Below are 26757 nucleotides of genomic sequence, written 5' to 3'. Positions count from 1 at the left end.
CCCAGCTCCTTCTGGATCAGCCCCTCCTGGATACCGACCAGCGCAGTCGCGTGGGTCAGGTTCGGGAAGTAGCCGATCCGGACCTTGTCGGCCGAGAGCTTCTTACCGGTGGCCGCGACGTTCTTCGCGTCCTTCTTCTCGTCCCTGGCCTCGGAACCGTAGCCGCAGGCCGTGAGCAAGAGGGGAAGCGCCGCAGTGACGGCGATGGCGCGCAGGGTGGTGAGCGGTCTGGCGGCAGACACGGAGGTGTCCTTTCACTGGGGTGGGTGTTCGGGGACGTACGGAGTCGTGCGCGGCGAGGCCGTCGGCGCGCACGGCACCCACCTGCCGGCGTCGGCTGGGGGACCGCCGTGGCAGGTTGGGGAAACGGAAGGGGGCCGCGGATACCGCGGAACGGGATGCCGGGGCCGGCGTACGGCGCCCGTCCCGCACGGGCGGTGCAGGGCGGCGAGGTCAGCCGAGGGGCCTACGCGGCCGACGGAGAGGTGGTCGGCCGGCGTACAGCGGTGCCGGCGGCCGGCGTACCGCGGCGCTCTGCGCACGCTGCCGGGCCCCGCGGACGGCGTCAGGCAGGCTGACAGATGGCGCTGGACGTACGGACCAGGTCGATGTGCCGGCGCGTGGTGAGCAGGGGCAGCGGACGGCCCGCGTAGTGCAGTGTTCGCATGGCCACCTCCCCCGCCGCATCCCTAGTTTTCCTACCTGGTTGGTAGGCATATTGGCAGACGGCGCCATCGGCCCCAAGAGGGAATCCACATGGTGGACGGAAGCGTCTCGCCATACGAGAACGTGCAGGTGGCGGGGTTGGACGCGCCGAGATCAGGGATTGGTCCAGGCGTCGGGGGCCTGCGTCAGCGCGGATACGTCGGCGGGCAGGTCGGCCGACGCGACGTCGGCGAGCGTCACACCCTCGAGGATCTCGCGCACGTTGGACCGCAGGGCGATCCACAGGGGAAGCAGCGACTGGGCGGGCCCGGTGTAGGACAGGTCCGGGGGGCGGACCCCGCGCACCGACACGAGCGGTCCGTCCACGACGCGTATGACGTCCGCGATGCTGATGGACCGGGCGGGCTTGGCCAGCCGGTAGCCGCCGTTGCCGCCGCGCTGGCTGAGCACGAGGCCGCCGCGGCGCATGTCGTTCAGGATGCCTTCGAGGAACTTGTGCGGGATGTCCTGGGCGTCGGCGATGGCTTCGGCCTTCACGGGCCCGGCATCCTGCGACGCGGCAAGCTGCAGCGCGGCACGTACCGCGTAGTCCGCCCTGGCTGAGATCCGCATGTGCACATTATCCCGTACCGCCTCGGTCCGCGTGCGTCGCGGGTGGGCTGCCGGGCACGTGCGCGTGCCCGGCAGCCGAACGCTCGGATCGTGGTACGGATCGGTCCGGCTGCCGGGATGTGACCGGGGTTGCGTGTGCGCATCCCCGCGCGGTGTGCGTCGCCTCGCGTCAGTGGAAGGCCGCCGCCACCGCCCGGTGGGAGCCGTTGAGGTAGTGATCGCCTATGGAGCGCAGGCGGTGCGCGACCGGGCGGTGGGCCGTCAGGACGCGTGCGTTGCGCCAGAAGCGGTCCAGGCCGGGGGCGTCGGCGAGTTCCAGCACCCGGGTGGTGATGTGCAGGGCGGCCTTCGACGTCACGGTCTCGGCCGTGGCGACCAGGGCGGCGACGCCCGCGGGTTCTTCGGCGTCGAGGTGCGCGGCCGTGTCGAGGGCCCGCGCCATCACCTCGGTCGCCCGGTCGACCACGGCGGTGGCCGTGTGGGCGGTGGAGGCGAGCTCTCCGTACGTCAGCAGGAGGTCCGGGTCCTCACCGGGCAGCCGGTGCGCGCGGCCGCCCCTGCTGAGGTCGCGCGCTTCGGTGAGGGCGCCCTCCAGGATGCCGAGGCCGACGTGGCACAGGGCCAGCCGGAGCGCCGGTTCGGCGAGCGCGGTGAAGGGCGTGGTCGACTCCTCGTCGTGCGGCCGGCGGCCCAGCACCTGTCCGGGCGTGACGGCGACCCGGTCGAAGACGACCTCGCCCGCGCCCGCGACGCGCTGCCCGAGGCGGTCGTGGGCGGGTACGGCGGTCACGCCCCGCGCGCCGGGCGGGATCCGTACGACGAGGACGTCACCGCTCGCGGGGCAGTCGGCGTCGACCACGATCTGGTCCGCGACGGTCACCGCCGTATCCACGGACCGGCGCCCGCTCAGCACGTAGCCGGTGGTGCGCGGCCTCAGGGTGAGGTCCGGTGCATCGGTGTCGTGGTGGGATGCGGGACTGCGGACCGCCCCCGTCCACAGCCACTGCTCGCGCACCGAGGCCTCCTCGAGGGCGGCCGCTTGGTGGTGACCCGCGTAGAAGCGCCCGCTCCACGCATGGACGTAGTGGCGGGCGAGCACGTCGCCGACGGAGCTGTCGGCCGCGGCGACCTCCCGTATGACGGCGCATCCGGTACGCCAGTCCGCCCCGCGGCCCGGCGCGGGCGGGGTGAGGGCCGCCAGCAGTCCGGCCTCGCTCAGCCGGGCCCTCTCGTCGATCGGCGGCTTGCCCGCCTGGTCGCGGGAGATGGCATCCGCGGCGAGGTCGTCCGCCACGTCGCGTGCGGTGCGCAGGAGTGCGCGGCGCTCGTCGGCGGACGGGGCGCCGCCCGTGGCCGGTGTCGTCGGCATGGGCGTCACCGGCGGGCCGGGGTGCCGTGGCACGGCGCGAGGGCCGGCCGGAAGGCGGGGCCGTGCGGGAGGGCGGTGGTCATGTGGGCTACTCCGGAGCGTCGTTGGGCGTCTTCGGCCGGTTGCCGGGAGGGCGTCGGCGGCATCAGCGTCCTGGCAGCCCCCACTGCAGCTGAATCCCACCTTTCCCATCGGATTGATAGGGATACTTGCGGAAGGTGGCACGGCTCAGCAAGACCGCGGCCGCATGGTGGACAGTTCCGTCTTGGGAAGAGAGACATCGCAGCTCAGAGGCCCGTCGTCGCGTCTCGAACGCCTGGGCCACACGGCGGCTTCCTCCGTCGGGAAGCGAGCCGTTCGATCCGCTGCGGGGATCGGCAGGAGCCGCCCTCCTCCTCTGGTCCGACCGGTCCGACGATGCGAACCTGTCCATGCCGCTCAGCCGAGGGCGGGTGCCCGCAAGGCCGCCGGTCTTGCGCGTTGCCCTAGTCGACGTACCGCAGAGGGAGTTCACTGCATGCACAACCGCTTGACCGACGACCCGCGCAAGCGGGTGGTGTGGGGGATATCCCTCGTCCTGATCGCGGTCACCGCTCTCCTCGGGGCCGCGCCCGGGACCGCCACGGCAACCGCCCCCGCCAGCCCGCCCGTTCCCGTCCTGACCTGGGGCCCCTGTGCCGGCCCGAAGGACGGCTTCGAGTGCGCGACCGCCCACGTACCGCTGGACTACCGCCAGCCAACCGGGCGTACGATCCCGCTCGCCGTCACCCGGCGCCTCGCGGCCGACCCGGCCCGCCGCACCGGTGTCCTGCTGTTGCACCCCGGCGGACCCGGCAACTCCGGCGTGGACTTCGCCCGTAACAGCTACGCCGCGCTGCATGCCTCCCTCCGCGATTCCTTCGACGTCGTCGGGTACGACATGCGCGGCGTGGCGCGCAGCGGGCAGGTGGAGTGCTGGGACGACAAGCAGTACTCCGCCGCCGTCGACGCCGCGCGCGGCGTGCCCGGCCCGGGAGCCCTGCAGGATGCCGTCCGGCAGGGCCTGGACTTCGCCGCCGCTTGCCGGGAACGGGCCGGTGACCTCGTGCCGTTCGTCGGCACGGGCTCGAACGCCAAGGACATCGACCTGCTCCGGCAGGCGCTCGGCGAGGAGACGCTCACCTTCTACGGCCGTTCCTTCGGCAGCTACGTCGGCACCGTCTACGCCGCGCAGTTCCCGCGGCGCGTCCGCGCCATGGTCCTCGACGGGGCCTACGATCCGCGGCGCTACGCCGACGTGCCGTACGCCTACGACGCCGCGCAGTTCGTCGCCCTGGACGCGGCGGTCGGCCGGTTCCTGGACTGGTGCGCGCAGAACGCCACCACCTGCGGCTTCGGCGAAGGCCGCCCGCGGCAGGCCTTCGAAGACCTCAAGCGGGCGCTGGACGCCGACCCCGTCATCACCCCGAGCGGCCGCCCGGCCACCGGTTACACCCTCGCCTACCGGCTGATGTTCAACATCAATGCGGGCAAGGCGATCTGGCCCGCACTGGGACAGGCCCTGCGGGCGGCCCAGGCACACCAGAGTTCGTTCCTGCTGTCCCCGCCCTCCCCCGCGTCCTTCGACTTCCTCAACGTCAACACGGCCGTCGAGTGCGCCGACCGCGTCTACCCGACCAGCCCGCGGCTCCTGGGCGCCCTGGTCGGCGCCGAGGTGGCGGCCGCTCCGCTGATGGGACCCCCCATCGGCCTCGGGCCGCCCACCTACGACCACAACCACGCACCCACCTGCGCCCAGTGGCAGGCGGAGCGCCCGAGCCGCTTCGAGGGCTCCTACCGGGCGGCGGGCTCCGCCCCGATCCTGGTCCTCGGCACGACCGGGGACCCGGACACCCCGTACCAGGACGCCGTTGCCCTCACCAGGACGCTGGAGAACGGACGGCTGCTGACCTTCTCCGCTGAAGGACACACCGCGTTCAACCGCAGCGCGTGCGTCACAGCGCTGGTCACGGACTACCTCGCGACCCTGGCCCTGCCCGCGCGGGGCACCGTCTGCGCCGACGAGACGCCCCCGGCATCGCTCGACCGCCGCCGCTCCGCGGAGATCGAGGTCGACGAGACGCGCGATGTGATCCCCACCCTCCGGTGAGCCGCAGCCGGTCGAGCGCCTTGCGCCGGTGGAGGCCCCGGGACGGACCGGGCGGTGGGCGGAACCCATCGGAATGACACCCGGGCGCAGGTCGCGGGATGCCCCGCACGCCTCCGGCTCCCCGGCGGGAATCGGCCTTACCGTGCGAGCAACCCGTCCGGACGGCGGACGATGCCCCGCCGGTCCGGTGTTCCCCTGGAGGTCATGATGCACAGTCCAGCCCAGCCGTTCGGCACCGTCGTCAGCGCCATCGGCGTCAACCTGCGGAGGTATCCGAGCACGGACTCGTCCGTCCTCGGAAATCTGAGCCAGGGCTCCGAGGTCGGTCTGCACAGCAAGGTGCACGCCCAGCCGATCGACGGCAACAGCATCTGGTACCTCCTGCGCGACGAGGACGCGTGGGTCTCCGCCCGGTACGTCGACAACACCGGAGAGGTACGGCTGTCCAAGGACGTCGAACCGGCCGCCCCGCAGGGCTGACGGCGGACCGGCCCCCGGGCCGCCCGAAACCGTCCCGGGGGCAGCCCCCACGGCTGCCCCCGTGCGGGGAGGCGCTACCGCCGGGCCGGGAGGCGGAAGCCGGTGAAGAGGTCGTCCACGCCACGCATGGCCAGGCCGGCGGGGGTGGCACGGACCGCGAGGTCGCGGGCAGCCGCCGCGAGCGGGTTGCGGACGGCGCCCAGGCGGCCGATCCGGCGGGCTCGGACCCGTACGGCGTCGGTGCGGTCGCGGCGGACGGCCGTGTACGCGGCGAGGGCGGCCGGGACGGACTCCGGGCTCTCCGCGCCGTCTCCGGCGGGGAGCAGGTGGGCGAGGACCACCGCGTCCTCGATGGCCTGGCAGCCGCCCTGGCCGAGGTTGGGGGCCATGGCGTGGGCGGCGTCGCCGAGCCAGGCGATCCGGCCGTGGTGCAGGCTGGGGAGCGGGGCGGCCAGGTCGTACAGGTCGTTCTGGAGGACGTCGGCGGGGTCGAGGCGGTGGACGCGGTCCAGCAGGGCCGGTATCGGGTCGTGCCACTGGCCGAAGCGGCTCAGGAGTTCGGCGCGGGGGTCGGCCGAGCGGGTTCCGGCCGGGACGACTGCGGTGGCGTAGAGGTACAACCGGCCGTCGGAGAGCGGCGTCACGCCGAACCGCTCGCCCCGCCCCCAGGTCTCGCTCATGGCTGCGATGCGGAGGTCCGGGGCGTCGACGATGGTTCGCCAGGCGGTCTCGCCGATGTAGTGCAGACCGGGGTGGGCGGGGAAGTACGCGCGGCGCAGCGGACTGTGGATGCCGTCGGCGGCGACGACCAGGTCGGCGGACAGGACCGGGCCGGCTGCCGTACGGACGGCCGGGCGGCCCGCGGCGTCGTCGACGGCGGTCACGGCTGTGCCGTAGCGAAGGGCCTCCGGCGGCAGGGCGGCTGCCAGGGCGGCGGTGAAGGCCGGGCGCGGGACGGCGATCGGGGGCATGCCGTAGCGGGCCGCCATGTCCGCGGTGGCGGACCGGGTGAGCCACTGGCCGGCGGAGCGGCGCAGGCCCATCGTGGCGGGGACCGCACTGCCGACGGCGTGAGCGGCGTCGACGCCGATGGCATCGAGTGCGAGCTGGGCGTTGGGGGCGAGGCCGATGCCGGCGCCGGTGGAGGGGGGTTCGGGGGCGCGTTCGCAGACGGTGACGCGCCAGCCGCGGCGGTGCAGTGCGATGGCAGCCGTGAGGCCGCCGATTCCGGCCCCGACCACGACCGCGTGACGTTCCGGCATGAACACCTCTCCGTTCGGACCGGGTACCCGCTATTGCGGCAGCCCCTCACTCTACGACTGTAGAGCGAGGGCCGGGCGGCGCGGTTCCGGAACGTGCACGTCACCCTCGAGGGGCGGTCAGGAAGGCCGCGGTGGTCGACACGAACCCGTCGGCGTCGTCCAGCCACGGGTAGTGGCCTGCGCCCGGCTGGACAACGAACTCGGCGCGCGGGAACAGTTCGGCGAAGCGGGCCAGTACCTGCGGGGGCGAGGCCAGGTCGAATTCCCCGGCGAGAACCAGGACCGGCACATCGAGCGCGGCGACCGCCGCGCGGGTGGCGGCCGGGTCGAAGGCCCCCTCGGATCCGAAGACTTCGGCAGCCGACGCGTTCCACTGGGTCCCCTCGGCCGCCCGGTGGATCTGCGCCGTCCCGTCCCAACGGCCGTAGAGGAAGGGTGCGATGGCCGTCCAGTCGTCGGCCGTGGCTTCGCCGGCGTCGACGGCGTCGAAGGCCGCCGAAGCCGCCGCGAACCAGGACTCGCCCTTGCGGAGCCGCACGACCTCGCGCCGGTCGTCACCGGTCACCGCCAGGCCTACGGCGTCGGTGCCGGGCGTGACGAGGGCGAGCCTGCCGACGCGGTCCGGGTACTGCTCCGCGTACCGCACCGCGAGGTTGGCGGCAGCGGAGTGCGCGAGCAGGTCCATGCGGTCGAGGCCGAGGTGTTCGCGCAGCGCCTCGACATCGCCGACCAGGCGGTCGCAGCGGTACGAGGCGGGGTCCTCCGGGGTCGCGGAGAGTCCGGCGCCGCGCTGGTCGGCCACGGCCAGCGGACGGCGTGCGGGGAGTCCACCGAGGTCGCCGAGGTAGACGGAATCCCGTATCGGTCCGCCCGGCAGGCAGACGACGGGGTCGCCTGCGCCCTCCCCGAGGACACGGTAGGCAAGCCCGGTGCCGTCGGGCGCGGTGAGAGTAGGCATGGTCGCGATCCTCATAACGTGTGCGATGTCGTGGCGTCTCGAACCCCGCCCGCTGAGCAAGAGCAAGAGCAAGGAATGGAAAGCTACTTGCCGTCAAGATCGCTTGGCAACCAGCCGGGACCCGGGCGGATGCCGCCTCTGGCGCAGCCCGGAACGGCCCGATAGCATGTAATGCATGACTGCCATCGTTGACCCTTACTCATTGAGTGTGGGCGTGCCCTCCGTCGAGGTGTTCCGCCGCTTGCGCACGGACGCCGGCCTCTCGGACAAGGCCCCCGAAGCGGTTGCGCTCGCCCTGCCCCACACGTGGCACGCGGTGGTGCTCCACCACGAAGGGAAGCCCATCGGCATGGGGCGCGTCATCGGAGACGGCGGTACGGCGTTCCAGATCGTCGACATCTGCGTACACCCCGCGCACCAGGGGCACGGCCTCGGCAAGCGCATCATGGCCGCCCTTACCGAAGAGCTGGAGCGCCGGGCGCCCGCCACCGCCTACGTCTCGCTGATCGCGGACGGCCCCGCACGGTTCCTCTACGAGAAGTTCGGCTTCGCCGACACCGCCGCGCACGGGTCGATCGGCATGTACCGCTCCATGGACGGCCCCGCCGCACAGGACGACGGTCGATCTGGACGGAGGGACGGCGGAGGTGCGGATGCCCGCCCCGATCGGTCATGAGCGGCTGACGGCGGGTGGTTGGGGAGCATCGGCCGCGGGTTGGCGGTCGCGGTCCGCCGGCCGTCCCCTCCGCGGCAGGGCTGCGGACGCGGCGAGTCCGAGGACGAGAATGCCGACAGCGCTGACGAGCAGTGTGCCGGTGGGACCGAGGGCGGCCACCGCAGGACCGCCGAGGACGGTGGCCGCGCCGCCCCAGATGACCAGCGGAGCCGCCAGGAGCGGCCCGGTGACCGTCGCCACCGAGCCGATGGTCGAGAGGACGGCGCTGCCCGCGAGGTGGTGGCCCTCGGGCAACTGGCGTGCGATCAGAGTGTTACCTCCGGTGCATCGACGGCTTGGACCGGAAGTCTTCCCCGGGACACCGCGTCGCCCGGTCGTTTCCGCGCTGGGCGTACCGGTATCCCGAACGAAGCGGTCAGCGGCCGTCGTTCCACCTGCCGGATACCCACACCCAAGGGTGAACCGGTGCGAGGTGCAGCCGGGGGCATCAAGTCAACCCCAACGCACGGCACATGCGGTCGTGCGGCGCCGATCACCTCGGCCGCGGGAGGCGGTCGGCAGCGGTTGGAGGCAGTATGCGAGGCCGCGGGCGCATGGTTTGCATACCCGGCCGGGCTACCGCACAGTACCCGCGGCCGGGTTGACATGTGTAGCATCCGGCAGCAACACACACGAGGAGAGTGAACTGCAGTGGCAGAACTGGGCGAGACCAACACTCCCATCCAGAACATGTACGAGCAGCGGTTGGCTGCCGACCTGGAGAAGAACCGCGGCGAGCAGGAACACATCGTCGGACAGCTGTCCGGGCTCCAGTCACGTCTGGAGCGGCTGCGGGAGGAGGAGACCTGGCTGACCCGTATGCAGGGGGCCCTGCCGGCGCCGCACGCGCCGCAGCCCGCAGCCGAGAAGGCCGCCGAGCCGGAGGCCGCCGTCGCCGCGGTTGCCGCGGTTGCCGAGCCGGAGCAGGCCGCACTGCCCCAGCCCAGGCAGGAGGAGCCCGCGAGCGCTCCGGCCCCGGCCAAGTCCGCGGCCAAGAAGCCCGTGAAGAAGTCCGTGAAGAAGTCCGCGGCCAAGGCGACGGCCGTGGCGAAGCCGGCCGCCGGGAAGACGGCGACGAAGTCGGCCCCGCGCGCGAAGACGACCCCCGCCACCGCCACGCCCGCGGCGGCGGCCGCGGAGAAGAGCACGGCGCCCACCCTGGGCACGCTCGTCGAGAACATCCTCAGCGGCCACGCCGGTGAGCCTCTCAAGGTCAGCGAGGTGCGCGCCGAACTCGGAACCACGCATCCCGAGCGCTCTACGTCCGACCAGGTCGTGCGCAACACCCTGGAGGGCCTTGCCAAGAAGGGCAGCATCGAGAAGGAGAAGCAGCGCGGGGTGGTGCTCTACACCAAGCCCGCCGCCACCGCTTCGAAGGCAGGCACCACTGCCCCGACGGCCTCCGCGACGGCCGCGCCCGTACCGGCCTGAGCACCCTCTCATCGAACCGGCCGTCGGCCCGCCCGAACACGGCCGGTAGGGCGGGCTACGGGGTCGCGGCTCGGAAGCGGGCCAGGAGAGCCTGGGCCGGCGGGGCGTCCGCGTCGAAGAACTGTGTGGCCAACGCGGGCGGCACGGCCATTCCGTGCATGCGGACCTCGTGGCAGTTGAAGCAGAACGCCGCCTCGAACAGCGCCTCGCGGAGCGAGTCCTCGTACGCCCGTACGCTCCAGCCGGGCGAGAAGCCGCAGCGGTGCTGTCCGCTGCCCGGAAGGCTCCCCATCAAGGCCAGGGCGTCGGCGGCTTCGCTGCCGGCCCAGTGCGCGACGGCCCTGCCGGGGTACGAGGCGCCCCGCTTGGCCGGGAGGGCGGAGATCCTCACGACCTCGATGAGCACGGTGGCGGCGACGGCTTCGGCGGGGAGCTGCATGTGGACAGTGTCCCTGCCGGCTTCGGACCGGCCGCACCCCCACCTTGCACCGTCCGGTGCCGCGGGGTCACCGGACGGTCAGTCTCCGACGAACCACAGGTGGCTGCCCGGGGTGTGCGCGCAGGACCGCAGCAGGTTTTCGAGGTCCAGGACGGCCGCCGTCTGGCCCGGCCCGGAACACCGCTGCAACAGGGCGGGCACCTCGCGCAGCGCGGCTTGCGCCTGCTGCTCGTCGAGCACCGTGTCTCCGTACAGGTCCACGCGCCCGAGACCTGTCTGAAGGGTCTCCTCCATACCGAGCAACACGTCGGCCAGCGCCTTCCCGTGCGCGTACGACCCGCGGATCAGGGTCGCCCTCGACTGGTGCCAGCCCCGGGCGGGCCTCTCCGCGTGCAGTTCCACCTCGACGCCCACGGTGGCCCCCCTAGATCCGGTCTTCTTCGCCGTACCGCTTCATTGTGCCGCGGTCGTCGCGGCGGGAATGTCGACGCGGGCTGCCCGGCGGGCCGGCCAGAGCGAGGCGGCCAGCGCGCCTGCCAGGGCGATGAGCACGCCGAGGGCGAGGCGTCCCCAGGGGAGCACCAGGGTGTAGCCGGCGACGCTCTCCTGGAGGGTGCGCCCGAGTGCCCACCCCAGGAAAACGCCCAGGGCCGTGCCGAGGCTCGCGCCCAACCCGCCCAGGAGCAGGGCCTCCAGGCGGATCATGCGGGTCACACCGGCGCGGTCCACACCGAGGGCGCGCAGGGTGCCGATCTCCTTGCGGCGTTCGAGGACGGACATCGCGAGGGTGTTGGCGATGCCCAGTGCGGCGATCACCAGGGCCATGCTCAGCAGGGCGTAGAAGACGTTGAGCTGGTCGCCGATGCTCCCGCTGTCCTGGGCCCGGATGCCTTGCTCGTCGAGGACGGCCAGGGCCGGGTTGTCGCCGAGCGCACGGGTGACCTGGCCGAGTGAGGCCCGGCCGGGTCCGCGGTCCGTGGCGACGAGGATCCCGGCGGTGTGCGGGGTGGAGTCGTAGCGGGCGACGAGGGAGTCGGGCGCGGTGATGCTGGGGAGCAGGTTGCTCTGCTCGTCGGCAGAGTAGACGGCACCGATGGTGACCGTGCCGGGCCGGCGGTCCTGCCGCTCCAGGGAGAGGGTCTGGCCGACGTGCCAGCCGGCCTGCCTGGCCTTGAAATCGGCCACGGCGATCTGCCCCTTGGCGAGGGACTCGAGAGAGCCCTCGACCACGTCGTACCGCAGCAGTCGGCCGATGGTGGCGGGGTCGACGCCGGTCAGGACGGAGGAGGTGCCGCCCACGCGGTACTCGGTGGACTGGTTGAGCGGGCTGAACGTGGCGCCGGGCAGCTTCGCCAGGAGCGCCGCCGTCGCAGGGGTCATCCGCATGCTGCCGTCGGCGGGCTCCACCAGGTAGTCGGCGGTGAAGTCGTGGGTGGTCGCCCGGTCGAGGTATTGGGCGGCGGAGGCTCCGAGGACCGAGAGGCCCGAAGCGAGGGTGAGGGCGATGGCGAGCGCGGCGGCGGTGGCACCGGTGCGGCGCGGGTCGCGCACGGTGTTGCGGGCGGCGAGGTTGCCGTGCACCGGGTCGAGGCGGATCAGGAGCGGCCGGAGCAGGGCGACGAACGGCCTGGACAGCAGGGGGATGAAGCCGATGACCCCGGTCAGCGTGAGCGCGGCGCCCAGGCCGATGACGGTCCGGGCGTCCTTGCCCGTGGTGAGGGCCCCGTACACCGTGGCGGCGGAGCCGGTCAGGACCAGCGCGGCACTGAGGCCGGTACGCAGGGAGCCTGCGCGTGCGGGCACCCCGTGCTCGACCGTGCCGAGCGCCGCGACGGGCGGGATGGCCATGGCCCGGCGGATCGGAAGCCACGCGGCGACCATGGGCAGGGCCGTTCCGACCAGCAGGGACGTCATCACGGTGCCCGGCGCGATGACCAGCGGGCCGGCCGGGGCGTCGGCGGGGGCGAAGAGGGTCTGCAGCATCGCGGCGGCGCCGGTGCCGACGGCGAGGCCTGCCGCGGAGGCGCACGCACCGACGAGGAGGGATTCGGTCAGCAGGATGCGGCGCACCTGCCGGCGCGAGGCGCCGACGGCCCGCATCAGGGCCAGCTCCCTGGTGCGCCGGGCGACGAGCATGGTGAAGGTGTTGGAGATCAGGAAGGTGGCGACGAACAGGGCGACCGCCGCGAACCCGACCAGGATCTGACTCATGGTGTCGCTGTCGCTGGTGGCGAGGTTGGCCTGGATCCGGGCCAGCTGGGCCCCGGTCGCTGCGCCGGCGCCCGAGGGCAGCACCGCTTCGACGCGGCTGAGGAGCTGCTGTACGTCGGTGCCGGGTGCGGCCGTCAGCTCGATGTTCTGGTAGCGGCCGGGCTGGAGGAAGAGCCGCTGTGCGGTGGCGTCGTCGAACAGCGTCAGGCTGCCCCCGGAGGACCGCGTGGTCCCGTCGGAGCGGAAGATCCCGCTGAGGGTGTAGGCGGCCGCGCCCTTGTTCGTGCCGACGCGCACGGTGTCCCCGACGCGGAAACGGCCCTTCGCGGCAGTGGTCTCGTCGAGCGCGATCGTGTCCTTGCCGGTCGGGCCGGAGCCCTGGGTGAAGCGGTGGGCGGGGTCGGTGCCGTCCGCTCCCGGGGCGAAGTTCGCGCCCCGGTGGGAGGAACCGTGGCCGAGCAGCCGGCCGTCGCGGTCGGCGACGGCGGCGAAGCCGTCGACCCGGCCGGCGGCGACGGCAACACCGGGAACCTCCGCCAGGCCGGTGACGGTACGGGCGTCGAGGCCGGCCGGACGGCCGGTGCCGGTGCCGGGCCCACTGCGGGAGTCGTCGGGGAAGACGCTGACGGCGATGCGCTCGTAGCCGTCGGTCGCCCGGGCGGTGGCGGCACGGCTCAGCGTGTCGCCGTAGATCAGGCTGCCGGAGATGAAGGTGACGCCGAGCATGACCGCGAACACGGTCATCAGCAGGCGGGCCTTGTGCGCAAGCACGTTGCGCAGCGCGGTACGGAACATGAAGGTGCGGATCCTGAGGAGAGGCGGGCTCGGCTGAAGCGAGCGGCGGCAGCGGGTTCGGTGTCTTGGGGGGAGGGCGGGGCTGTCGTTACGTACGACCCGGTCAGCTGGTGCGTGAGCGGGTGTCGAACGCCTTCATCCGGTCCAGGACCCGGTCCGGGGTGGGGCGCGTCATCTCGTCGACCAGGCAGCCGTCGGAGAGGAACACCACGCGGTCGGCGTAGCCCGCGGCGACGGGGTCGTGGGTGACCATGACCACGGTCTGGCCCAGCTCCCGCACCGAGTCGCGCAGGAAGCCGAGGACTTCGGCTCCAGCGCGGGAGTCGAGGTTGCCGGTGGGCTCGTCGCCGAAGACGATCGCGGGGCGCGAGACCAGGGCCCGGGCCACGGCGACGCGCTGCTGCTGCCCGCCGGACAGCTGTCCGGGCCGGTGGTCGAGCCGCTGGGAGAGACCGACCATGGAGACCACGCGGTCCAGCCACGGGCGGTCGGGCCGCCGGCCGGCGATGGTCAGCGGCAGCGTGATGTTCTCGAGTGCGGTCAGCGTCGGCAGCAGGTTGAACGCCTGGAAGATGAAGCCGATGCGGTCGCGGCGCAGCCGGGTGAGCTGCCGGTCGTCGAGCGTGCCCAGTTCGGTGGTGCCGATGCGGACGGAGCCGGAGTCGAACGAGTCGAGCCCGGCGGCGCAGTGCATCAGGGTGGACTTGCCGCAGCCGGAGGGGCCCATGATCGCCGTGAACTCGCCCTCCCGGAAGGAGATGCTGACCCTGTCCAGGGCGACGACGCGGGTGTCGCCGCTGCCGTAGACCTTCGAGAGCTCGGTGGTGGCGGCGGCCGCGGGACCGATCGTCGGGTGGAGCGCGTGCGGGGCAAGGGGGTCGGCGGTCACAGGGAGACTCCTCTTCGGTGCCAGGGGGTGCACGTCGAAGGGTGTCCGGGGAACGTATCGGCACGTGGGCCGCTGTGTATCGGCGTCCGCTCCGCTGCGTAGCAGTTCCGTAGGGGGCGCGGTTCTGCCCGTGCCGGAAGGGTCAGGCCGGCAGGCGCAGGGTGGCGACGGCGCCGCCGTCCGGGGCGTTCTCCAGGAGCAGCTCGGCACCGAGGAGCCGGGCCTGGCCCAGGGCGATGGTCAGGCCCAGGCCGTGGCCCGTGCCGCGCTCCCGGGCGCCCGTGTGGAAGCGGCGCGGGCCGTGGAGCAGCAGGTCCGGGGGGAAGCCGGGGCCGCCGTCGCGTACGACGACGGTGTGCCCCTCGACGGTGACCTGCACTGGGGTGTCTCCGTGCCGGTGGGCGTTGACGACGAGGTTGCTGACGATCCGTTCGAGGCGGCGCGGGTCGGTCTCCACGGTCGCCGCGGTCGCCGCGGTCCGGCCGGCCTCGGCGCGCTGTGCGTCGCCGGCGGGTGCCCGACCGCTGTCGGTGACGGTGACCCGTGTGTCGAGGCCGGTACGTGCCACGGCCTCGCGGACGACGGCGCCGAGCGGGACGTGGGCGCGGACCGGTTGCTCGGCGCCGGCGTCCAGCCGGGAGATCTCCAGCAGGTCCTCGACCAGGCCGCGCAGGTCGCGCACCCGGGCGCGGAGCAGGTCCTCCGTCTCACCGGGCGGCAGCAGGTCGGCGGCGGCCAGCAGACCTCCGACGGGGGTGCGCAGCTCGTGGGCCACGTCCGCGGTGAACCGGCGCTCGGTGCGCAGCCGTCGGCTGAGGCTGTCGGCCATCAGGTCGACGGTGGCGGCGATGTCGGTCACCTCGTCGCGTCCCTTGGTGGGCCCGGTACGGGCGTCCAGGTCCCCGGCGGAGATCCGGCCCGCGGTTTCGGAGACCCGCCGCAGCCTGCGGGCGAGCAGCCCTGCACCGTAGACCGCGAGCGGTGTGGCCGCTGCGAGGGCGAGCAGTGAGGCGACCGCCATGACCACGTCGAGCCTGCGCAGGCCGTGGAGCTCCGTGCTCATGTTGACGCGGACCGCGAGCACGGGGCTGCCCGGGCCGCCGACGCGCTGAGCGGCCCAGATGCTAGGCCCGAGGTTTCCGTCGACGTGCCCGTCGTAGGCCGTGTGCCGGACGCCGTCGGCCGGGTGCCGCAGGGCAGCGGGCAGCTCGGCCGGGTCGAGCTCGGCACCCTCCACGAGCGTTCCGGTGCGCCGGTAGGTGTCCATGGCCGAGTACACGGTGTTGAACGCCTGCCGCTCCGCCCGGCTCCGGATGTCCTGTGCGGTCCATACGTGCACCAGCACGCCCACCGCAGCGGCGACCAGGCATGCCGTGGCCGCGGCCAGTGCGGCGATCTTCCAGCGCAGGGCCACGCGAGCCGGGCGCAGCGGGTGGGACGGTCGCACCGGTCTCAGCGCCTGAGCTTGTAGCCGAAGCCGCGGACCGTCTCGATCCGGTCCCGGCCCAGCTTCCTGCGCAGCCGTTGCACGCACAGGTCGACGACCCTGCTGTCGCCGTCCCAGCCGTACTCCCACACGTCCCGCAGCAGGGTGTGCCGTTCCAGTACGACACCCGGGTGGGCGGCGAACTCCAGGAGCAGCTTCAGCTCGGTCGGGGTCAGCGCCACCGGGCTGCCGGAGACGGAGACCTCCAGGCCGCCGGTGTCGATGGCCAGGTCCCCGAAGACCAACAGCTCGCCCGCGGACGGCGCCGGCCCGTCGTCTGCGGCCTGCCCGGGTTCCGGGGCGGGCGCGTAGGTCGCCCGCCGGAGCAGCGAGCGGATGCGGGCCACGAGCACGTAGGTGTCCACGGGTTTGACCACGTAGTCGTCCGCCCCCGCCTCCAGGCCCGCGACGACGTCGAGCCCGTCGCCGCGGGCGGACATCATCAGGACCGGCACCAGGCTGGTCTCCCGGACCCTGCGGCACAGGCCGATCCCGTCCAGACCGGGCAGCATCACGTCCAGGATCAGCAGGTCGAAGCTCTCGTCGCGGAAGAGCTCGAGTCCCGTCAGCCCGTCGGCCGCGGACTGCATCAGGTAGCCGTAGCGCTCGAGGGCGACGGTGAAGGACCGGCGCATCAGCTCGTCGTCCTCCACCAGCAGCACGCGAACAGGTCGCGGGGAGGCCGGAGCCGGGGCGGACGGGGGCACGGGCGGATGGCTCCTGTTCGAATGCGCGGGTGCGCGGATGCCCGGCGCGCCGGGACGTCCGGACGCCGGGGGTACGGGCGGTCGTGGGGCCGTGCACGGTGTGCGCGTGCACACGGACAGGGCCTGCGGGGAACGATATGACAGACGCCCCCTGCATCCCCCGTCGCCTCGGCCCGCCACCCCCGATTCGATGGACAACCAAGCGCTGCCTGATACCCGCCCGATACAAACGGGCGGCCGCTCTAGCGGCTGAACGACATCAGGCGCAGCTCTTCTTTCTTGTCGTCGCCGGAGAGCAGCTTCGGCGCGATGAGGATGCGCCCCTCGTGGTAGACCACCTGCCCCGCCAGCGCTCCTTCCTCCAGCTTCCGGCCGGCCGGGCCGTGGACCAGCAGGCGGGCCGCGCCCGTGCTGCCCGGTTTGATCCGGACGGTCGCGCCCGGCTCCCTGCCGAACGGGGGCCGGTACGCGATCACGGTGCCGGCGTCCGCGCGCAGGGGCACCAGCTGGCGTTCTCCGTTCGTGGCGCCGAACGTGAACTTGCCGCTGTCCAGGTCGAAGACCGCCATCCTGCCCTGGCTCGCGAGGTAGAGGGTCTGCGGCGGAGGCGGCTGGTACGACGGCTGGGGCTGCGCGCTCTGGCGGGCGTACGGGTTCCAGAGGACCGGCCGCTGAGCCTGCGGAGCGTCGTACCAGGGCTGCGCAGACGGCGGCCGGTGGGGCCGGCTTGGCCGGCTTGGCCGGCTTGGCTGCTGTGACTCCGGCGGCATCGACCCGTCCCCCTTGAAACTCAGTCCCTCTGCCGTACCGTCCGTTCGGACTTGACCGGACGAGTGTTCCAGGCAGAACGCGGGCGGGGGGCGGTTTCGAGACCGGGACACCGTTCAGAGGCAGGTCGGGGCAGTGCCGGTGCCTGCGCTCCCCACGTCCCGGCGGACGGACTACGGCACCAGGGCGAGTGCCGACCCCGTCAGGCTCCGCACCACTTCACCTTGGTGATGTTCTTGACGTAACGGGCAGCGACCCACCGGTCCTTGCTGCCGTCGCCCGAGCCGTCCTGCCAGTCCCCGCTGCTCTGGCCGTCCTGGGCTTCCTGGCTGTCCTGCCAGTCCTTGCCGTCCGACCCGCCCGTGCCGGCGGAACCGTCCGTGCTGCCCGACCCGCCCCACTTCTTCAGCAGGTACCAGAGGCCGTTGCCGTCGACCCGCTCGCCGTGCCGCTTGCAGTCGATGGCGACCCTCTGCTTCGCCTGCACCTTGCCGAGGGCAGCCGAGCGGGTGGAGGGCTTGCTGCGCACGGTCAGCGGGCCGCGCGAGATGACGATGCCGCGGGCGTGCGTCTCCTTGCCGGAGCTGCCGGCTTCCGGCCTCCCGGACTCGCTGCCCTCGTGGTCGTCGCGCCCCGCGCTCTCCTGCGAAGACTTGTGGGGGTTCAGGGCCTCGTCCGCGACGGCGGCCCCCACCCCGGCCATGCCGAGCACCAGACTTCCGGTGGCGAGAGCGAGGATGGTCCTGGTGGGCTTCAGCATTGAGCCGGCTCCTCTGCGCAGACGTCCACCCGGCCGCAACGTGCGGCGCGGGCAGCAACCAGGCGGCTGCCAGGGACGACTATGGCGAGGGCGGGCGAGGCCGCCCGGCTGGCGCACCGCCGCTTAGCCCGATATGACCAATCTGTCGCTTCTGTTCGGCGGGCTGCAAACCGACCCGGACGGACCCGCCGGTCACGCCCGAACGGCCGAACGGCCGAGGGCGCCGAACGCAGCGGGGCGCGCCGGGGGCGCGCTCGCTCAGGTCCGCGTTGGCAGCGCCTTCGTCAGGAATCCGTCGGCCACGCTCAGGGCCACGCCGAGCCTCGCCCGCCAGGGCACCGATGACGGCCGGCATCCGTGAAGAACACCACGCGGACGGGGGCATCGCAGCCCCGACCCGGACAACAGGCGTCCCCGGAGGAGTAGCCGCAGCCGCGCCCCGCGGAGTTCCCGGGTATCCGCGCCCGGGGGCCGGAACGGCCTGAAGTGAGTCGTACGACCGTCAACCACACTGCCATGATGAATTGCTGATCAATTGTCAGGCATTCCTCACGGCAGACGGGAACCACACATGTTCAAGCTCAGGCGGTTACGCGTCCTCGCTGCGTCCGGATCCGTCCTCGCGGCCGTCGCGACCCTGGGGGTCGGCACCGCCCCGGCGCAGGCCGCCCCCGAGTCGGATCAGGGGGTCAAGCGCGTCCACAACGCGATGCAGATAGCCGACCCGTCCGCCCCCGACGCCTTCTGCACGATCGGTGCGGTCGGTACGGACGACTACGGGCGCCGCATCGCCATTTCGGCGGGGCACTGCGGGGGCGGACCGAACGCGGACCGCGAGATCCACGAGAACACGTACCCCGTCTACGACCGCAAGGACTTCGCCTTCGGTCCGATCGGATACGTTCGGTACTTCAAGAGCGCCGAGGGCTCGATGACCGGGCACGCGACCAAGGACTACATGATCATCGAGCTGGTCCCGGAGGTGACCCTGTCCTCGCAGGGACCCACCCTCAAGCAGACCGGTCAGGTCGAGGTCCCGGCCGGACGGCCCAGCCCGAACGCCCTCAGCCCCGCCCCCGCCGCCGAGCGGCTCCTGGGTGCCGGCCTCTTCGACAACAACGAGCTCGTCGTCTCGGGCCAGTTGGGCGTCTGGTACGGCCGCATCACGAACAACTCGAACGGCATCTACCAGTCCCACGCCCCGCACCAGGCGGGCGACTCGGGCGGCCCGACCATCTGGCACGTACCCGGCACGCCCTACCCGTCCGAGGCCAACGGCTTCCAGGCCGAGGGCCCCTGGGCCGGGATCACCAAGGCGAGGATCCTCGGCTTCCCGCCCTACGTCTACACCAGCTCCGCGAACATCCTCGCCGACCTGCGCGCCCGCGACACCGCGGACCCCGCCGACGTCTACGGCGCGGGCTTCGAGGTGACCGCCAACCCCTGACGGTTCGGAGCGCGTCCGTCCGGAACACATCATCACAGCCGTGCGGGCGGGGGCGGGGGCGTGGCCGGTCCACGACCGTGCCGCTAGGGCACGTCGGGCGTTGCGGTCGTGCGCGCGCGTCGTTGACCAAGCCATGATCCGTACTCCGCTCGTCCGTGCCGCGCTCGCAGCCACCGTCGGTGGCGCGGCCTCGGCACTCGCCGTCGGCGCCCTCGTCTCGTCCGCGGGAGCCGCGGCGCCCCCGGCCCCCTCGCCGACCGACAAGGTCACCATCGACCTGGTCTCGGTGAACGGCTCGGGTTGCCGGCCCGGCAGCACCACCGTCGCCGTCGCAGCCGACAACACGGCCTTCACCGTGACCTACAGCGACTACCTCGCTCAGGTCGGCAAGGGGGCCGAGCCGACCGACCTGCGCAAGAACTGCCAGCTCGGTCTGCGCATGAACATCCCGCAGGGCTACACCTACGGGGTCGCCACGGCCGACTACCGGGGCTTCGCGAGCCTGGAGAAGGGAGCATCCGGCACCCAGAAGGCCGCCTACTACTTCCAGGGCGCGACCAGGACGGCCAGCAGGACCCACACGTTCCGCGGGCCGCTGAAGGACAACTGGCAGACGACGGACAGGACGCCGCTCAGGTCCGTCGTCTACGCGCGGTGCGGCCTGCGGCGCAACCTCAACATCAACACCGAACTGCACGTGGACGGCGGGAACTCCGACACCGCCGCGACCACCAGCTTCATGGCCATGGACTCCACCGACGCCGCCGCCAACACCACGTACCACTTCTCCTGGAAGAAGTGCCCGGCCCGCTAGCGGGCAGCGGGTGCCGCGCGCCCACCACGGTGTTCGCCACCAGCGGGTTCCCCGAGCTGCCGCCCGCACCCTGGTCAGGCCAGGAGCGCGGCGGCCTGCCGCCGTGCCTGGTCCAGCCAGGCGGCGCGTTCCGCATCGGAAGAGTCGGTGACGGTGCGGAAGACGACGCGCCGTACGTCGGAGACGCCGGCGTACGGCAGGACGCATGCCGACCAGATCCGCTGCAGGGGGTCGCCGAATTCGCCCTCCTCCCGGTCCGCGGGAGTGTCGGAGGTGTTCAGCACGAGCGCCCTGCCCGCCTTCAGGAGCCCGGCGGGTTCGCCGTCCGCGGCGCCCAGCTTGTAGGCGACGCCGGGGGCCAGCACGCGCTGCACCCAGCCCGCGAGGACGGCGGGCGGCATGCCCCACCAGTTCGGGTGGACGAACGCCATGGCGTCCAGCGTCGCCACCTCTGCGCGGTGCAGCGTCACTTGATCGTCGTGGGCGGGGCCCGCCGACTCGACCGTGCCCGTCTCTTCGGCGGACAGCAGCGGCACGAACCCTTCGGCGCAGAGGTCGTGCGCCACCACATCGGCCCCCCGCCCGCGCAACTCCCCCACAACGGCGTCGAACACGGCGTGGTTGAAGCTCCCCGGCCGCGGGTGTGCGAGATACACCCCTACACGCGTCATCTTTCCCCCAGTTGATCCGGATGCGGCGCCCGCGCTGCTGCACGGCTGATCGTCATTATCGTTTCCCGGCGCCGCGGTATTGGCATGTACATGTCTCAGTGGCAGGGTCGTCGTGTCCGTCCGCCCGGCACACCACCGTCTGGAGGCACCCATGCGTTCCGGCCCACCCCTCCCGGGACCCCTGTCCCGATTAGCCGGCTGTTTGGCCCTGGTCCTCGCTCTGGCACTCGCCGCCGGCCCTGCGGCAGCCGCAACTCCCCCCGGCCCGGCGGCCGCCCCGGCCGCCGCCGCGATCGACCTGGAGCACTGGATGGGGGCGATGGACGACCGGCTCCGGGACCGCCCGCTCAACGCCATCGCCATGCCCGGCAGCCACGACGCGGGCAGCTGGAGCATCCGCCCGGGCAGCGGGCTGTGCACCTCGGGCGACGCCTACGACGTGGCCCGGCTCTATCCGGCCGTGGCGGCCAGCATGGCGCGCACCCAGAGCGGATCGCTGACCGACCAGCTCGACGGCGGCAGCCGGGTCCTGGACCTGCGCCTGTGCAAGGAGAACGGCCGGTGGTTCACCTACCACGGCTCGCCGCTGGGCTCGCTCTTCTTCGACGCGGACGGCCGACGCGGCGAGGTGGCCTCCCTCGCCGACTGGATCCGGACCCATCCGGCGGAGGTGGTCCTCGTCAGGCTCTCCGTGACCGCCGCGCCCGCCGAGATCGACACCGCCCGCGGTGCAGCCGCCGACCTCCTCATGGACGCGCTCGGCCGGGACCGGATCGCCCCTTCCGCCTCGTACACCCCACAGACCGCGTACGGCCGGTTCGCCGACTCCGGGCGCACGGTCGTCGTGATGGGCGACGGCAGGGCGGACCAGCGCGGCGTACTGTGGCCGCCGTCCCTCTCCGACGACCGCGGCAGCTACGCGTACGCCTCCCTGAGCTGGTACGACTACCTCGGCGCGCTCTTCAACGGCGGCCGTGCCGCCGAAAGCACCTACGCCTCGGCCCTCGCGCTCAACGACCGGGCCCTCGACTGGCCCCAGAGCAGCCGGCCGCCCGGCCTGTTCTCGCTCAGCTCGATCATCACCCCCGACATCACGGTGCCGGGCGCCGTCCTCGCCCAGTGGGGTGCGGCGATCGGAGCGGTCCCCCGCGAGGTCGCGGACGCCTACATGCTCAACCTCGCCCACGGCTTCAACGCCCGGCTGCTGGCGCGGCTGAACGGGCCCTGGCAGCAGCACCCGGCCGTGGACCAGTTCAACATCGTCATGACCGACGACGTCAACCAGGACGGCTCCGGAGTCGCCGCGGGCGCGCTGCAGCGCGCCGTCGTGTCCCTCAACGACGTGGCCCGGCAGAACGCCTGCGGCGATCCCGAGGCCACCGTCCCGCAGCCGGGCCGCACCATCCGCTACCAGGCCCACCTGCGCGGCACCGGCTGGCAGCCGGCCGTGGCGGCGGACGGGGCCGGTGCGGGCACCGCCGGACAGGGCCGGGCGGTCGAGGCGGTACGGATCTCCGCCGCGGGCACCGGAGGCCTGTGGGTCCGCGCCCACGTCCAGGACATCGGGTGGCAGCCGTGGGTCCGGGTGCCGGACGGCGGCACGGCCGAAGTCGGCACCACGGGCCGTTCCCTGCGCTTGGAGTCGCTGGAACTGCGCGCCGACCGGGGGACGCTGGCCGGCCGTGCGCACGTCCAGAACCTGGGCTGGCAGCCCAGGACGAGGGGCAGTGAGATCAGCCTCGGCACGACCGGACGCGGCCTGGCCCTGGAGGCATTCGCCCTCACCGCCTGCGACTGACCCCGCGGGGCGGCGGGATGCCGACGGAGTCCGGAGGCCTCGTACACGGCCGTCCCGGCCAGGGCAGGGAACTCGTCATTGCCGCTCGACCGTGCGGTCAGTCGGTGATGACGAGTTCGCCCACGGCCTCCGACAGGGCGGTACGGGCCTGGGCCGGCAGGTCCCGGTCGGTGATGAACCAGTCGACGTCCGTCAGCGCGGCGAAGCTGCTCAGCCCGACGACCCCCCATTTGGTGTGGTCTGCGACGACGGCGACGCGTCGGGCGGAGGCGACCAGCGCGCGGTTGGTCTGCGCTTCGACGAGGTTGGGGCTGGTCAGACCGGCCTTCTCGGACACGCCGTGGGCTCCGAGGATGAGCAGGTCGACGTGCAGCGAGCCGATCGCCAGGTCGGCGAGCGGGCCGACCAGGGCGGCGGACCGGGTGGGAGAGCCGCCGGTCAGCAGCAGCGCGGGGGCGCTGTCGCCGCGCTCCCGAGCGGCACCGCGCACGAGGTCGGCAACGGGCAGGGAGTTCGTGACGATGGTCAGCCGGGGGATGTCGAGCAGTCGTGCCGCGACCGCGTGCGTCGTCGTTCCGGCCGACAGCGCCACGACATGGCCGGGCTCGACCAGCTCGGCCGCCCTGCCCGCGATGGCCGTCTTCGCCGCCGCCTCCTGCGAGGACTTCGCCTCGAAGGCCGGTTCGTCCCCGCTGGGGCCCGAGGCCGCCACTGCTCCGCCGTAGACCTTCTCCACCGCCCCCTGGCGGGCCAGCGCGTCCAGGTCCCGGCGGATCGTCATGTCCGAGACCCCAAGCTGCTCCACCAGGTCGGTCACCCGGACCGCGCCGTCACGCCGCACGGACTCCATGATCAGCGCGCGCCGCTGCGGAGCGAGCAACATCGCCGCCGGATCAGACACGAGGCCCCCTGAGCAGTCAGCTAAACAACGACAAGAAACAACACCAGTCTACAGGCGCACACCGGGTCGGCGTCGCCCACTGGGGGATTGAGGCGCGGCCCCTGGACCGGATATGTTGAGTCTTATTGAAGTGTGTTGATTGTTGACGACCTGTGGCCGGGTGGTGAGGTCGCAGCCGTGTCAACCGGACAGGGACGGGCTGGCGCCGTGAAGAAGACGACGACCACACTTGCCGACGGCCGTGAGCTGATCTATTACGACACCGACGACGGCGCCGTGCGCGACTCCCGCGACCTGCGGGGCATCGAGCCGGTCGAGGGCCGGTCGGAGCTCCGCAGGGACCCGGCCACCGGTGACTGGGTCACCATCGCGTCCCACCGCCAGGGGCGCGTACACCTGCCGCCCCCCGACGAGTGCCCCCTGTGCCCGTCCCGGGAGGGACGGCTCAGCGAGATCCCGGCCGCCGACTACGAGGTCGCCGTCTTCGAGAACCGCTTCCCGTCGCTGTCGGGCGAATCCGGGCGCTGCGAGGTGGTCTGCTTCACCCCGGAACACGGTGCCGGATTCGCCGATCTCACCGAGGCCGGGGCCCGCCTGGTGCTCGACGCGTGGACGGACCGCACCGAACAGCTGGCCGCGCTTCCCGGGATCGAGCAGGTGTACTGCTTCGAGAACCGCGGCGCCGAGATCGGCGTGACCCTGGCCCACCCGCACGGCCAGATCTACGCCTTTCCCTTCACCACACCGCGTACGGCCAAGATGACCGCCTCCGCGGCCGCCCACCGGAGCCGCACCGGCCGGAACCTCTTCGAGGACCTGCTCGCCGCCGCACGGGACGGGGAACAGCGGGTGGTGCTGACCGGCACGCACTGGACGGCGTTCGTTCCCCATGCCGCGCGGTGGCCCTACGAAGTACACCTCTACCCCCACCGGCGCATCCGCGACCTGACCGGTCTGACCGAGAGCGAGCGCGCGGAGTTCCCCGGGCTCTACCTCGAGCTGCTGCGCCGGTTCGACCGGCTGTTCACCGGGCCCGGACGGCAGGCGCAGGAGTCTCCGACGCCGTACGTCTCCGCCTGGCACCAGGCGCCCAGGAGCGGTGGGGAGGAGCTCGCGCTCCATCTCGAGCTGTTCACGATCCGGCGCTCCGCGGGCAAGCTGAAGTTCCTCGCCGGAGTGGAGTCGGGCATGGACGCGTTCGTCAACGACGTGGCGCCGGAGGACGCGGCAATGCGGCTGCGGGAGGTGGCGTCGTGAGCAGAGGTCTGTTGGACGAGGAATTCTCGCGGGTCTTCGGCCACTTCCCGGACGGGGTGTGGGCCGCTCCGGGCCGGGTGAACCTGATCGGGGAGCACACCGACTACAACGACGGGTTCACCCTCCCCATGGCCCTCCCGCACACCACACGGGTGGCCGCCCGGCCCCGTACCGACGGCCGGCTCCGGCTGCACAGCGCGCAGGGCGACGGGCACGTCACGGACCTCGCGGTCACCGGCCTCGCGCCGGGGGCCGTCACCACCTGGGCGAGCTACCCGGCCGGGGTCGTCTGGGCCCTGAACGACGCGGACCTGCGGGTCGGCGGGGCCGATCTCCACTTCGACAGCACCGTACCGACCGGCGCGGGCCTGTCGTCCTCCGCAGCCCTGGAATGCGCCGTCGCCACCGCGTACAACGACCTCTTCGCACTCGGACTGTCCGCCGCCGAACTGGCCCGGATCGCCCAGCGGGCGGAGAACGCCTTCGTCGGCGTCCCCTGCGGGATCATGGACCAGACGGCCTCGGCCTGCTGCACCGCCGGATCGGTCCTGCACCTGGACAGCCGGTACGGGACCCAGGAGCAGGTGCCGTTCGACCCGACGGCGCACGGTCTGCGTCTGCTCGTGATCGACACCCGGGTCACGCACGACCTCGGAGACGGCGCCTACGCCGCACTGCGGGCGAAGTGCGAGCGGGCAGCGGCCCTGCTCGGGCTGCGCGCGTTGCGTGACCTGCCGCCCGGAGGCCTCGCGCAGGCCCTGCAGGCACTTCCGGCGGATCTCGCGCCCCTGGTCAGGCACGTGGTCACCGAGAACGCCCGGGTCGGCGCGGCCGTATCCCGGCTCCGCGCGGGCGATTACGCCGCCTTGGGGCCGATCCTCACCGCCGGGCACGCCTCGCTGCGGGACGACTACCGGGTCTCCTGCCCGGAGACGGACCTCGCGGTGAGCACTGCCGTCGGTGCGGGGGCGCTGGGCGCCAGGATGACCGGCGGCGGCTTCGGCGGCTCGGTCATCGCCCTCGTACCCGAGGAGCGGGAAGGCGCTGTGACGGCCGCCGTCACCGCTGCCTTCCGGGCCGCGGGCCACCGCGAACCGGCGGTGTTCCCGGCGACTCCTTCCGCCGGCTGCCGTCGCGAGGCATGACCTGGGGGGTCAGTGGCACCGCGCCTGCGCCCGCGGGAGGTGTGGAGCGGGCGTGGCGGTCGGCGAGCCGGCGGCGGTGGGCGATCAGTTCCGGGGGCTCGGTGACGTCGAAGTCGGTCGAGCATGCCGAGTTGTACGGCGAGCGTCTGCAGCGTGTCCGCACCCGTGTTCAGGACGCAGCGGTCGGCGTCGAGGGCCTCGACCGTGCCGACCGCCGGGTTGATCTGCTCGAGCACCGCCGTCGCCGGGGCGTGCACGGTCACCCGCGCATGGTGCCGCCAGGCCGCGCCGGACACGCCCCGGGAGAGGTGCGCCGAGATGTCGCCGCCGCCGGGCGGTTCGCGCGGGGTGAAGCGCGGCCCGGTCGGCGTGCGGGGCTGGATCCGGTCGATCCTGAAGGTCCGCCAGTCCTCGCGCTCGACGTCCCACGCCACCGGGTACCAGCGACGGAGCGGGGGCATCGCAGCGCCGGCGCCCAGCCGGTAGCCGCCGGTGCTGCCGCGCGTGGCGTCCACGGGATAGCCGAGCTCGCGCAGCCGGTCGATGTCGTTGCGGACGGTGCGGCCGCTCACGCCCAGGCGCTCGGCGAAGTTCAAGGAGTGGACCGATCCGGCCGCCGGACTCCCCGAGGACGCGGTGGGCCGCGACCGCCTTCTGACCGACGTCAGCGCCTACTGGTTCAGCGGCACGGCGGGCTCCTCGGCCCAGCTCTGCTACGAGGCGGGGCACGACCCGGGCGCCTGGGCCCCGAAGCCGCGCGGCACCGTCCCGACCGGTGTGGCCGTCGCACTGCACACCGACGTCGCCATCCGCCGTTTCGCCGAGCGGGACCACAACGTCACCCACTGGACCGAGCTGGAGCGCGGCGGCAACTTCCTCGCGCTGGAGCAGCCGGAGGCGTTCGTCGGCGACGTACGCGCCTTCTTCCGCATGCTCGGCGCCTGATGCGGCAGGGGGGGGGGGGGGGGGGGGGGGGGGGGGGGCCGGGGGAGGGGGGGGGGGGAGGGGGGGGGGGGGGGGGGGGGGGGGGGGGGGGGGGTGGGTCCGG

At 73.0% G+C, this 26757-nt stretch carries 26 protein-coding genes and 2 pseudogenes; 10 read left to right on the top strand and 18 right to left on the bottom strand.

Annotation, left to right across the window (positions count from 1 at the left end; all coding sequences use genetic code 11):
- From ACZ7H1_RS31615 to ACZ7H1_RS31600, 4 genes and pseudogenes are all read right to left on the bottom strand, one after another.
- Positions 1–242: pseudogene (locus ACZ7H1_RS31615) on the bottom strand (sulfate ABC transporter substrate-binding protein); the annotation flags it as partial.
- Positions 243–565: 323 nt separating this feature from the next.
- Positions 566–667, bottom strand: coding sequence for a putative leader peptide (locus tag ACZ7H1_RS31610; protein ID WP_470791258.1), 102 nt, complete (start codon positions 665–667; stop codon positions 566–568).
- A 152-nt stretch (positions 668–819) separates the two neighbouring features.
- Complete coding sequence (locus tag ACZ7H1_RS31605) at positions 820–1278, bottom strand: RrF2 family transcriptional regulator (RefSeq protein WP_470791257.1); 459 nt, start codon at positions 1276–1278, stop codon at positions 820–822.
- Positions 1279–1447: 169 nt separating this feature from the next.
- The gene (locus tag ACZ7H1_RS31600) at positions 1448–2647 is read right to left on the bottom strand and encodes an acyl-CoA dehydrogenase family protein (protein WP_470791256.1); all 1200 of its coding nucleotides are present in this window, start codon (positions 2645–2647) and stop codon (positions 1448–1450) included.
- Positions 2648–3164: 517 nt separating this feature from the next.
- On the opposite strand from ACZ7H1_RS31600, the gene ACZ7H1_RS31595 reads away from it, so the two are divergent.
- A complete protein-coding gene (locus ACZ7H1_RS31595) occupies positions 3165–4775 on the top strand; it encodes an alpha/beta hydrolase (protein WP_470791254.1) in 1611 nt (536 codons plus the stop codon).
- A gap of 204 nt (positions 4776–4979) precedes the next feature.
- A complete protein-coding gene (locus tag ACZ7H1_RS31590) occupies positions 4980–5255 on the top strand; it encodes an SH3 domain-containing protein (protein WP_470791253.1) in 276 nt (91 codons plus the stop codon).
- A gap of 74 nt (positions 5256–5329) precedes the next feature.
- Here ACZ7H1_RS31590 and ACZ7H1_RS31585 read toward each other — a convergent pair whose 3' ends face one another.
- Positions 5330–6517: an FAD-dependent oxidoreductase gene (locus ACZ7H1_RS31585; protein ID WP_470791252.1), complete on the bottom strand. Its 1188-nt coding sequence runs from the start codon at positions 6515–6517 to the stop codon at positions 5330–5332.
- Positions 6518–6617: 100 nt separating this feature from the next.
- The gene (locus ACZ7H1_RS31580) at positions 6618–7475 is read right to left on the bottom strand and encodes an alpha/beta fold hydrolase (protein WP_470791251.1); all 858 of its coding nucleotides are present in this window, start codon (positions 7473–7475) and stop codon (positions 6618–6620) included.
- Between the two features lie 175 nt (positions 7476–7650).
- Here ACZ7H1_RS31580 and ACZ7H1_RS31575 point away from each other — a divergent pair, with 175 nt between their 5' ends.
- Entirely contained in the window at positions 7651–8151 is a 501-nt protein-coding gene (locus ACZ7H1_RS31575; RefSeq protein ID WP_470791250.1) for a GNAT family N-acetyltransferase, read from the top strand.
- Here ACZ7H1_RS31575 and ACZ7H1_RS31570 read toward each other — a convergent pair.
- Positions 8146–8445, bottom strand: coding sequence for a hypothetical protein (locus tag ACZ7H1_RS31570; protein ID WP_470791249.1), 300 nt, complete (start codon positions 8443–8445; stop codon positions 8146–8148). The genes ACZ7H1_RS31575 and ACZ7H1_RS31570 overlap by 6 nt on opposite strands.
- Before the next feature lie 396 nt (positions 8446–8841).
- On the opposite strand from ACZ7H1_RS31570, the gene ACZ7H1_RS31565 reads away from it, so the two are divergent.
- Positions 8842–9621 (top strand): hypothetical protein, encoded by a 780-nt coding sequence (locus tag ACZ7H1_RS31565; protein WP_470791247.1) that lies wholly within the window; start codon positions 8842–8844, stop codon positions 9619–9621.
- Positions 9622–9676: 55 nt separating this feature from the next.
- Here ACZ7H1_RS31565 and ACZ7H1_RS31560 read toward each other — a convergent pair whose 3' ends face one another.
- The 8 genes from ACZ7H1_RS31560 to ACZ7H1_RS31525 all read right to left on the bottom strand — a co-directional run bounded on the left by ACZ7H1_RS31560 (position 9677) and on the right by ACZ7H1_RS31525 (position 17676).
- A complete protein-coding gene (locus ACZ7H1_RS31560; protein ID WP_470791246.1) occupies positions 9677–10060 on the bottom strand; it encodes a hypothetical protein in 384 nt (127 codons plus the stop codon).
- A 78-nt stretch (positions 10061–10138) separates the two neighbouring features.
- The gene (locus ACZ7H1_RS31555; RefSeq protein ID WP_470791245.1) at positions 10139–10474 is read right to left on the bottom strand and encodes a hypothetical protein; all 336 of its coding nucleotides are present in this window, start codon (positions 10472–10474) and stop codon (positions 10139–10141) included.
- 39 nt (positions 10475–10513) lie between these two features.
- Entirely contained in the window at positions 10514–13066 is a 2553-nt protein-coding gene (locus ACZ7H1_RS31550; RefSeq protein WP_470791244.1) for an ABC transporter permease, read from the bottom strand.
- Between the two features lie 103 nt (positions 13067–13169).
- The gene (locus tag ACZ7H1_RS31545) at positions 13170–13955 is read right to left on the bottom strand and encodes an ABC transporter ATP-binding protein (protein WP_470791242.1); all 786 of its coding nucleotides are present in this window, start codon (positions 13953–13955) and stop codon (positions 13170–13172) included.
- A gap of 142 nt (positions 13956–14097) precedes the next feature.
- Complete coding sequence (locus ACZ7H1_RS31540; RefSeq protein WP_470791241.1) at positions 14098–15402, bottom strand: ATP-binding protein; 1305 nt, start codon at positions 15400–15402, stop codon at positions 14098–14100.
- Positions 15403–15407: 5 nt separating this feature from the next.
- Entirely contained in the window at positions 15408–16148 is a 741-nt protein-coding gene (cseB, locus tag ACZ7H1_RS31535; RefSeq protein WP_470791240.1) for a two-component system response regulator CseB, read from the bottom strand.
- Between the two features lie 242 nt (positions 16149–16390).
- A complete protein-coding gene (locus tag ACZ7H1_RS31530) occupies positions 16391–16918 on the bottom strand; it encodes a hypothetical protein (protein ID WP_470791239.1) in 528 nt (175 codons plus the stop codon).
- Between the two features lie 200 nt (positions 16919–17118).
- Entirely contained in the window at positions 17119–17676 is a 558-nt protein-coding gene (locus ACZ7H1_RS31525; protein ID WP_470791238.1) for a hypothetical protein, read from the bottom strand.
- A 571-nt stretch (positions 17677–18247) separates the two neighbouring features.
- On the opposite strand from ACZ7H1_RS31525, the gene ACZ7H1_RS31520 reads away from it, so the two are divergent.
- A complete protein-coding gene (locus tag ACZ7H1_RS31520) occupies positions 18248–19123 on the top strand; it encodes a hypothetical protein (protein WP_470791237.1) in 876 nt (291 codons plus the stop codon).
- Between the two features lie 133 nt (positions 19124–19256).
- A complete protein-coding gene (locus ACZ7H1_RS31515; RefSeq protein ID WP_470791235.1) occupies positions 19257–19937 on the top strand; it encodes a DUF4360 domain-containing protein in 681 nt (226 codons plus the stop codon).
- Positions 19938–20011: 74 nt separating this feature from the next.
- On the opposite strand, the gene ACZ7H1_RS31510 is transcribed toward ACZ7H1_RS31515, so the two are convergent.
- Positions 20012–20608 carry an NAD(P)H-dependent oxidoreductase gene (locus tag ACZ7H1_RS31510; RefSeq protein WP_470791233.1) on the bottom strand — a complete coding sequence of 199 codons (597 nt, stop codon included), beginning with the start codon at positions 20606–20608 and terminating at the stop codon, positions 20012–20014.
- Positions 20609–20810: 202 nt separating this feature from the next.
- On the opposite strand from ACZ7H1_RS31510, the gene ACZ7H1_RS31505 reads away from it, so the two are divergent.
- Entirely contained in the window at positions 20811–22406 is a 1596-nt protein-coding gene (locus tag ACZ7H1_RS31505) for a hypothetical protein (protein ID WP_470791231.1), read from the top strand.
- Between the two features lie 97 nt (positions 22407–22503).
- Here ACZ7H1_RS31505 and ACZ7H1_RS31500 read toward each other — a convergent pair whose 3' ends face one another.
- Complete coding sequence (locus ACZ7H1_RS31500; protein ID WP_470791261.1) at positions 22504–23289, bottom strand: DeoR/GlpR family DNA-binding transcription regulator; 786 nt, start codon at positions 23287–23289, stop codon at positions 22504–22506.
- A gap of 225 nt (positions 23290–23514) precedes the next feature.
- Here ACZ7H1_RS31500 and galT point away from each other — a divergent pair, with 225 nt between their 5' ends.
- Entirely contained in the window at positions 23515–24564 is a 1050-nt protein-coding gene (galT, locus tag ACZ7H1_RS31495; protein WP_470791230.1) for a galactose-1-phosphate uridylyltransferase, read from the top strand.
- Positions 24561–25709, top strand: coding sequence for a galactokinase (galK, locus tag ACZ7H1_RS31490; RefSeq protein WP_470791229.1), 1149 nt, complete (start codon positions 24561–24563; stop codon positions 25707–25709). Before galT ends, galK begins: the two co-directional genes overlap by 4 nt.
- A 350-nt stretch (positions 25710–26059) precedes the next feature.
- On the opposite strand, the pseudogene ACZ7H1_RS31485 reads toward galK, so the two are convergent.
- Positions 26060–26302 (bottom strand): annotated as a pseudogene (locus ACZ7H1_RS31485) (helix-turn-helix transcriptional regulator); the annotation flags it as partial.
- Between ACZ7H1_RS31485 and ACZ7H1_RS31480 the strand changes: the two are divergent.
- Positions 26253–26654, top strand: a complete 402-nt coding sequence (locus ACZ7H1_RS31480) for a hypothetical protein (RefSeq protein WP_470791262.1) — start codon at positions 26253–26255, stop codon at positions 26652–26654. The pseudogene ACZ7H1_RS31485 and the gene ACZ7H1_RS31480 sit on opposite strands and share 50 nt — an antisense overlap.
- The last annotated feature ends 103 nt before the right edge of the window (positions 26655–26757 follow it).

The sequence above is a fragment of the Streptomyces sp. NPDC037401 genome (assembly GCF_055602345.1).
The sequence above is the reverse complement of the archived record's forward strand: the minus strand, read 5'-3'. Positions and strand labels throughout refer to the sequence as shown.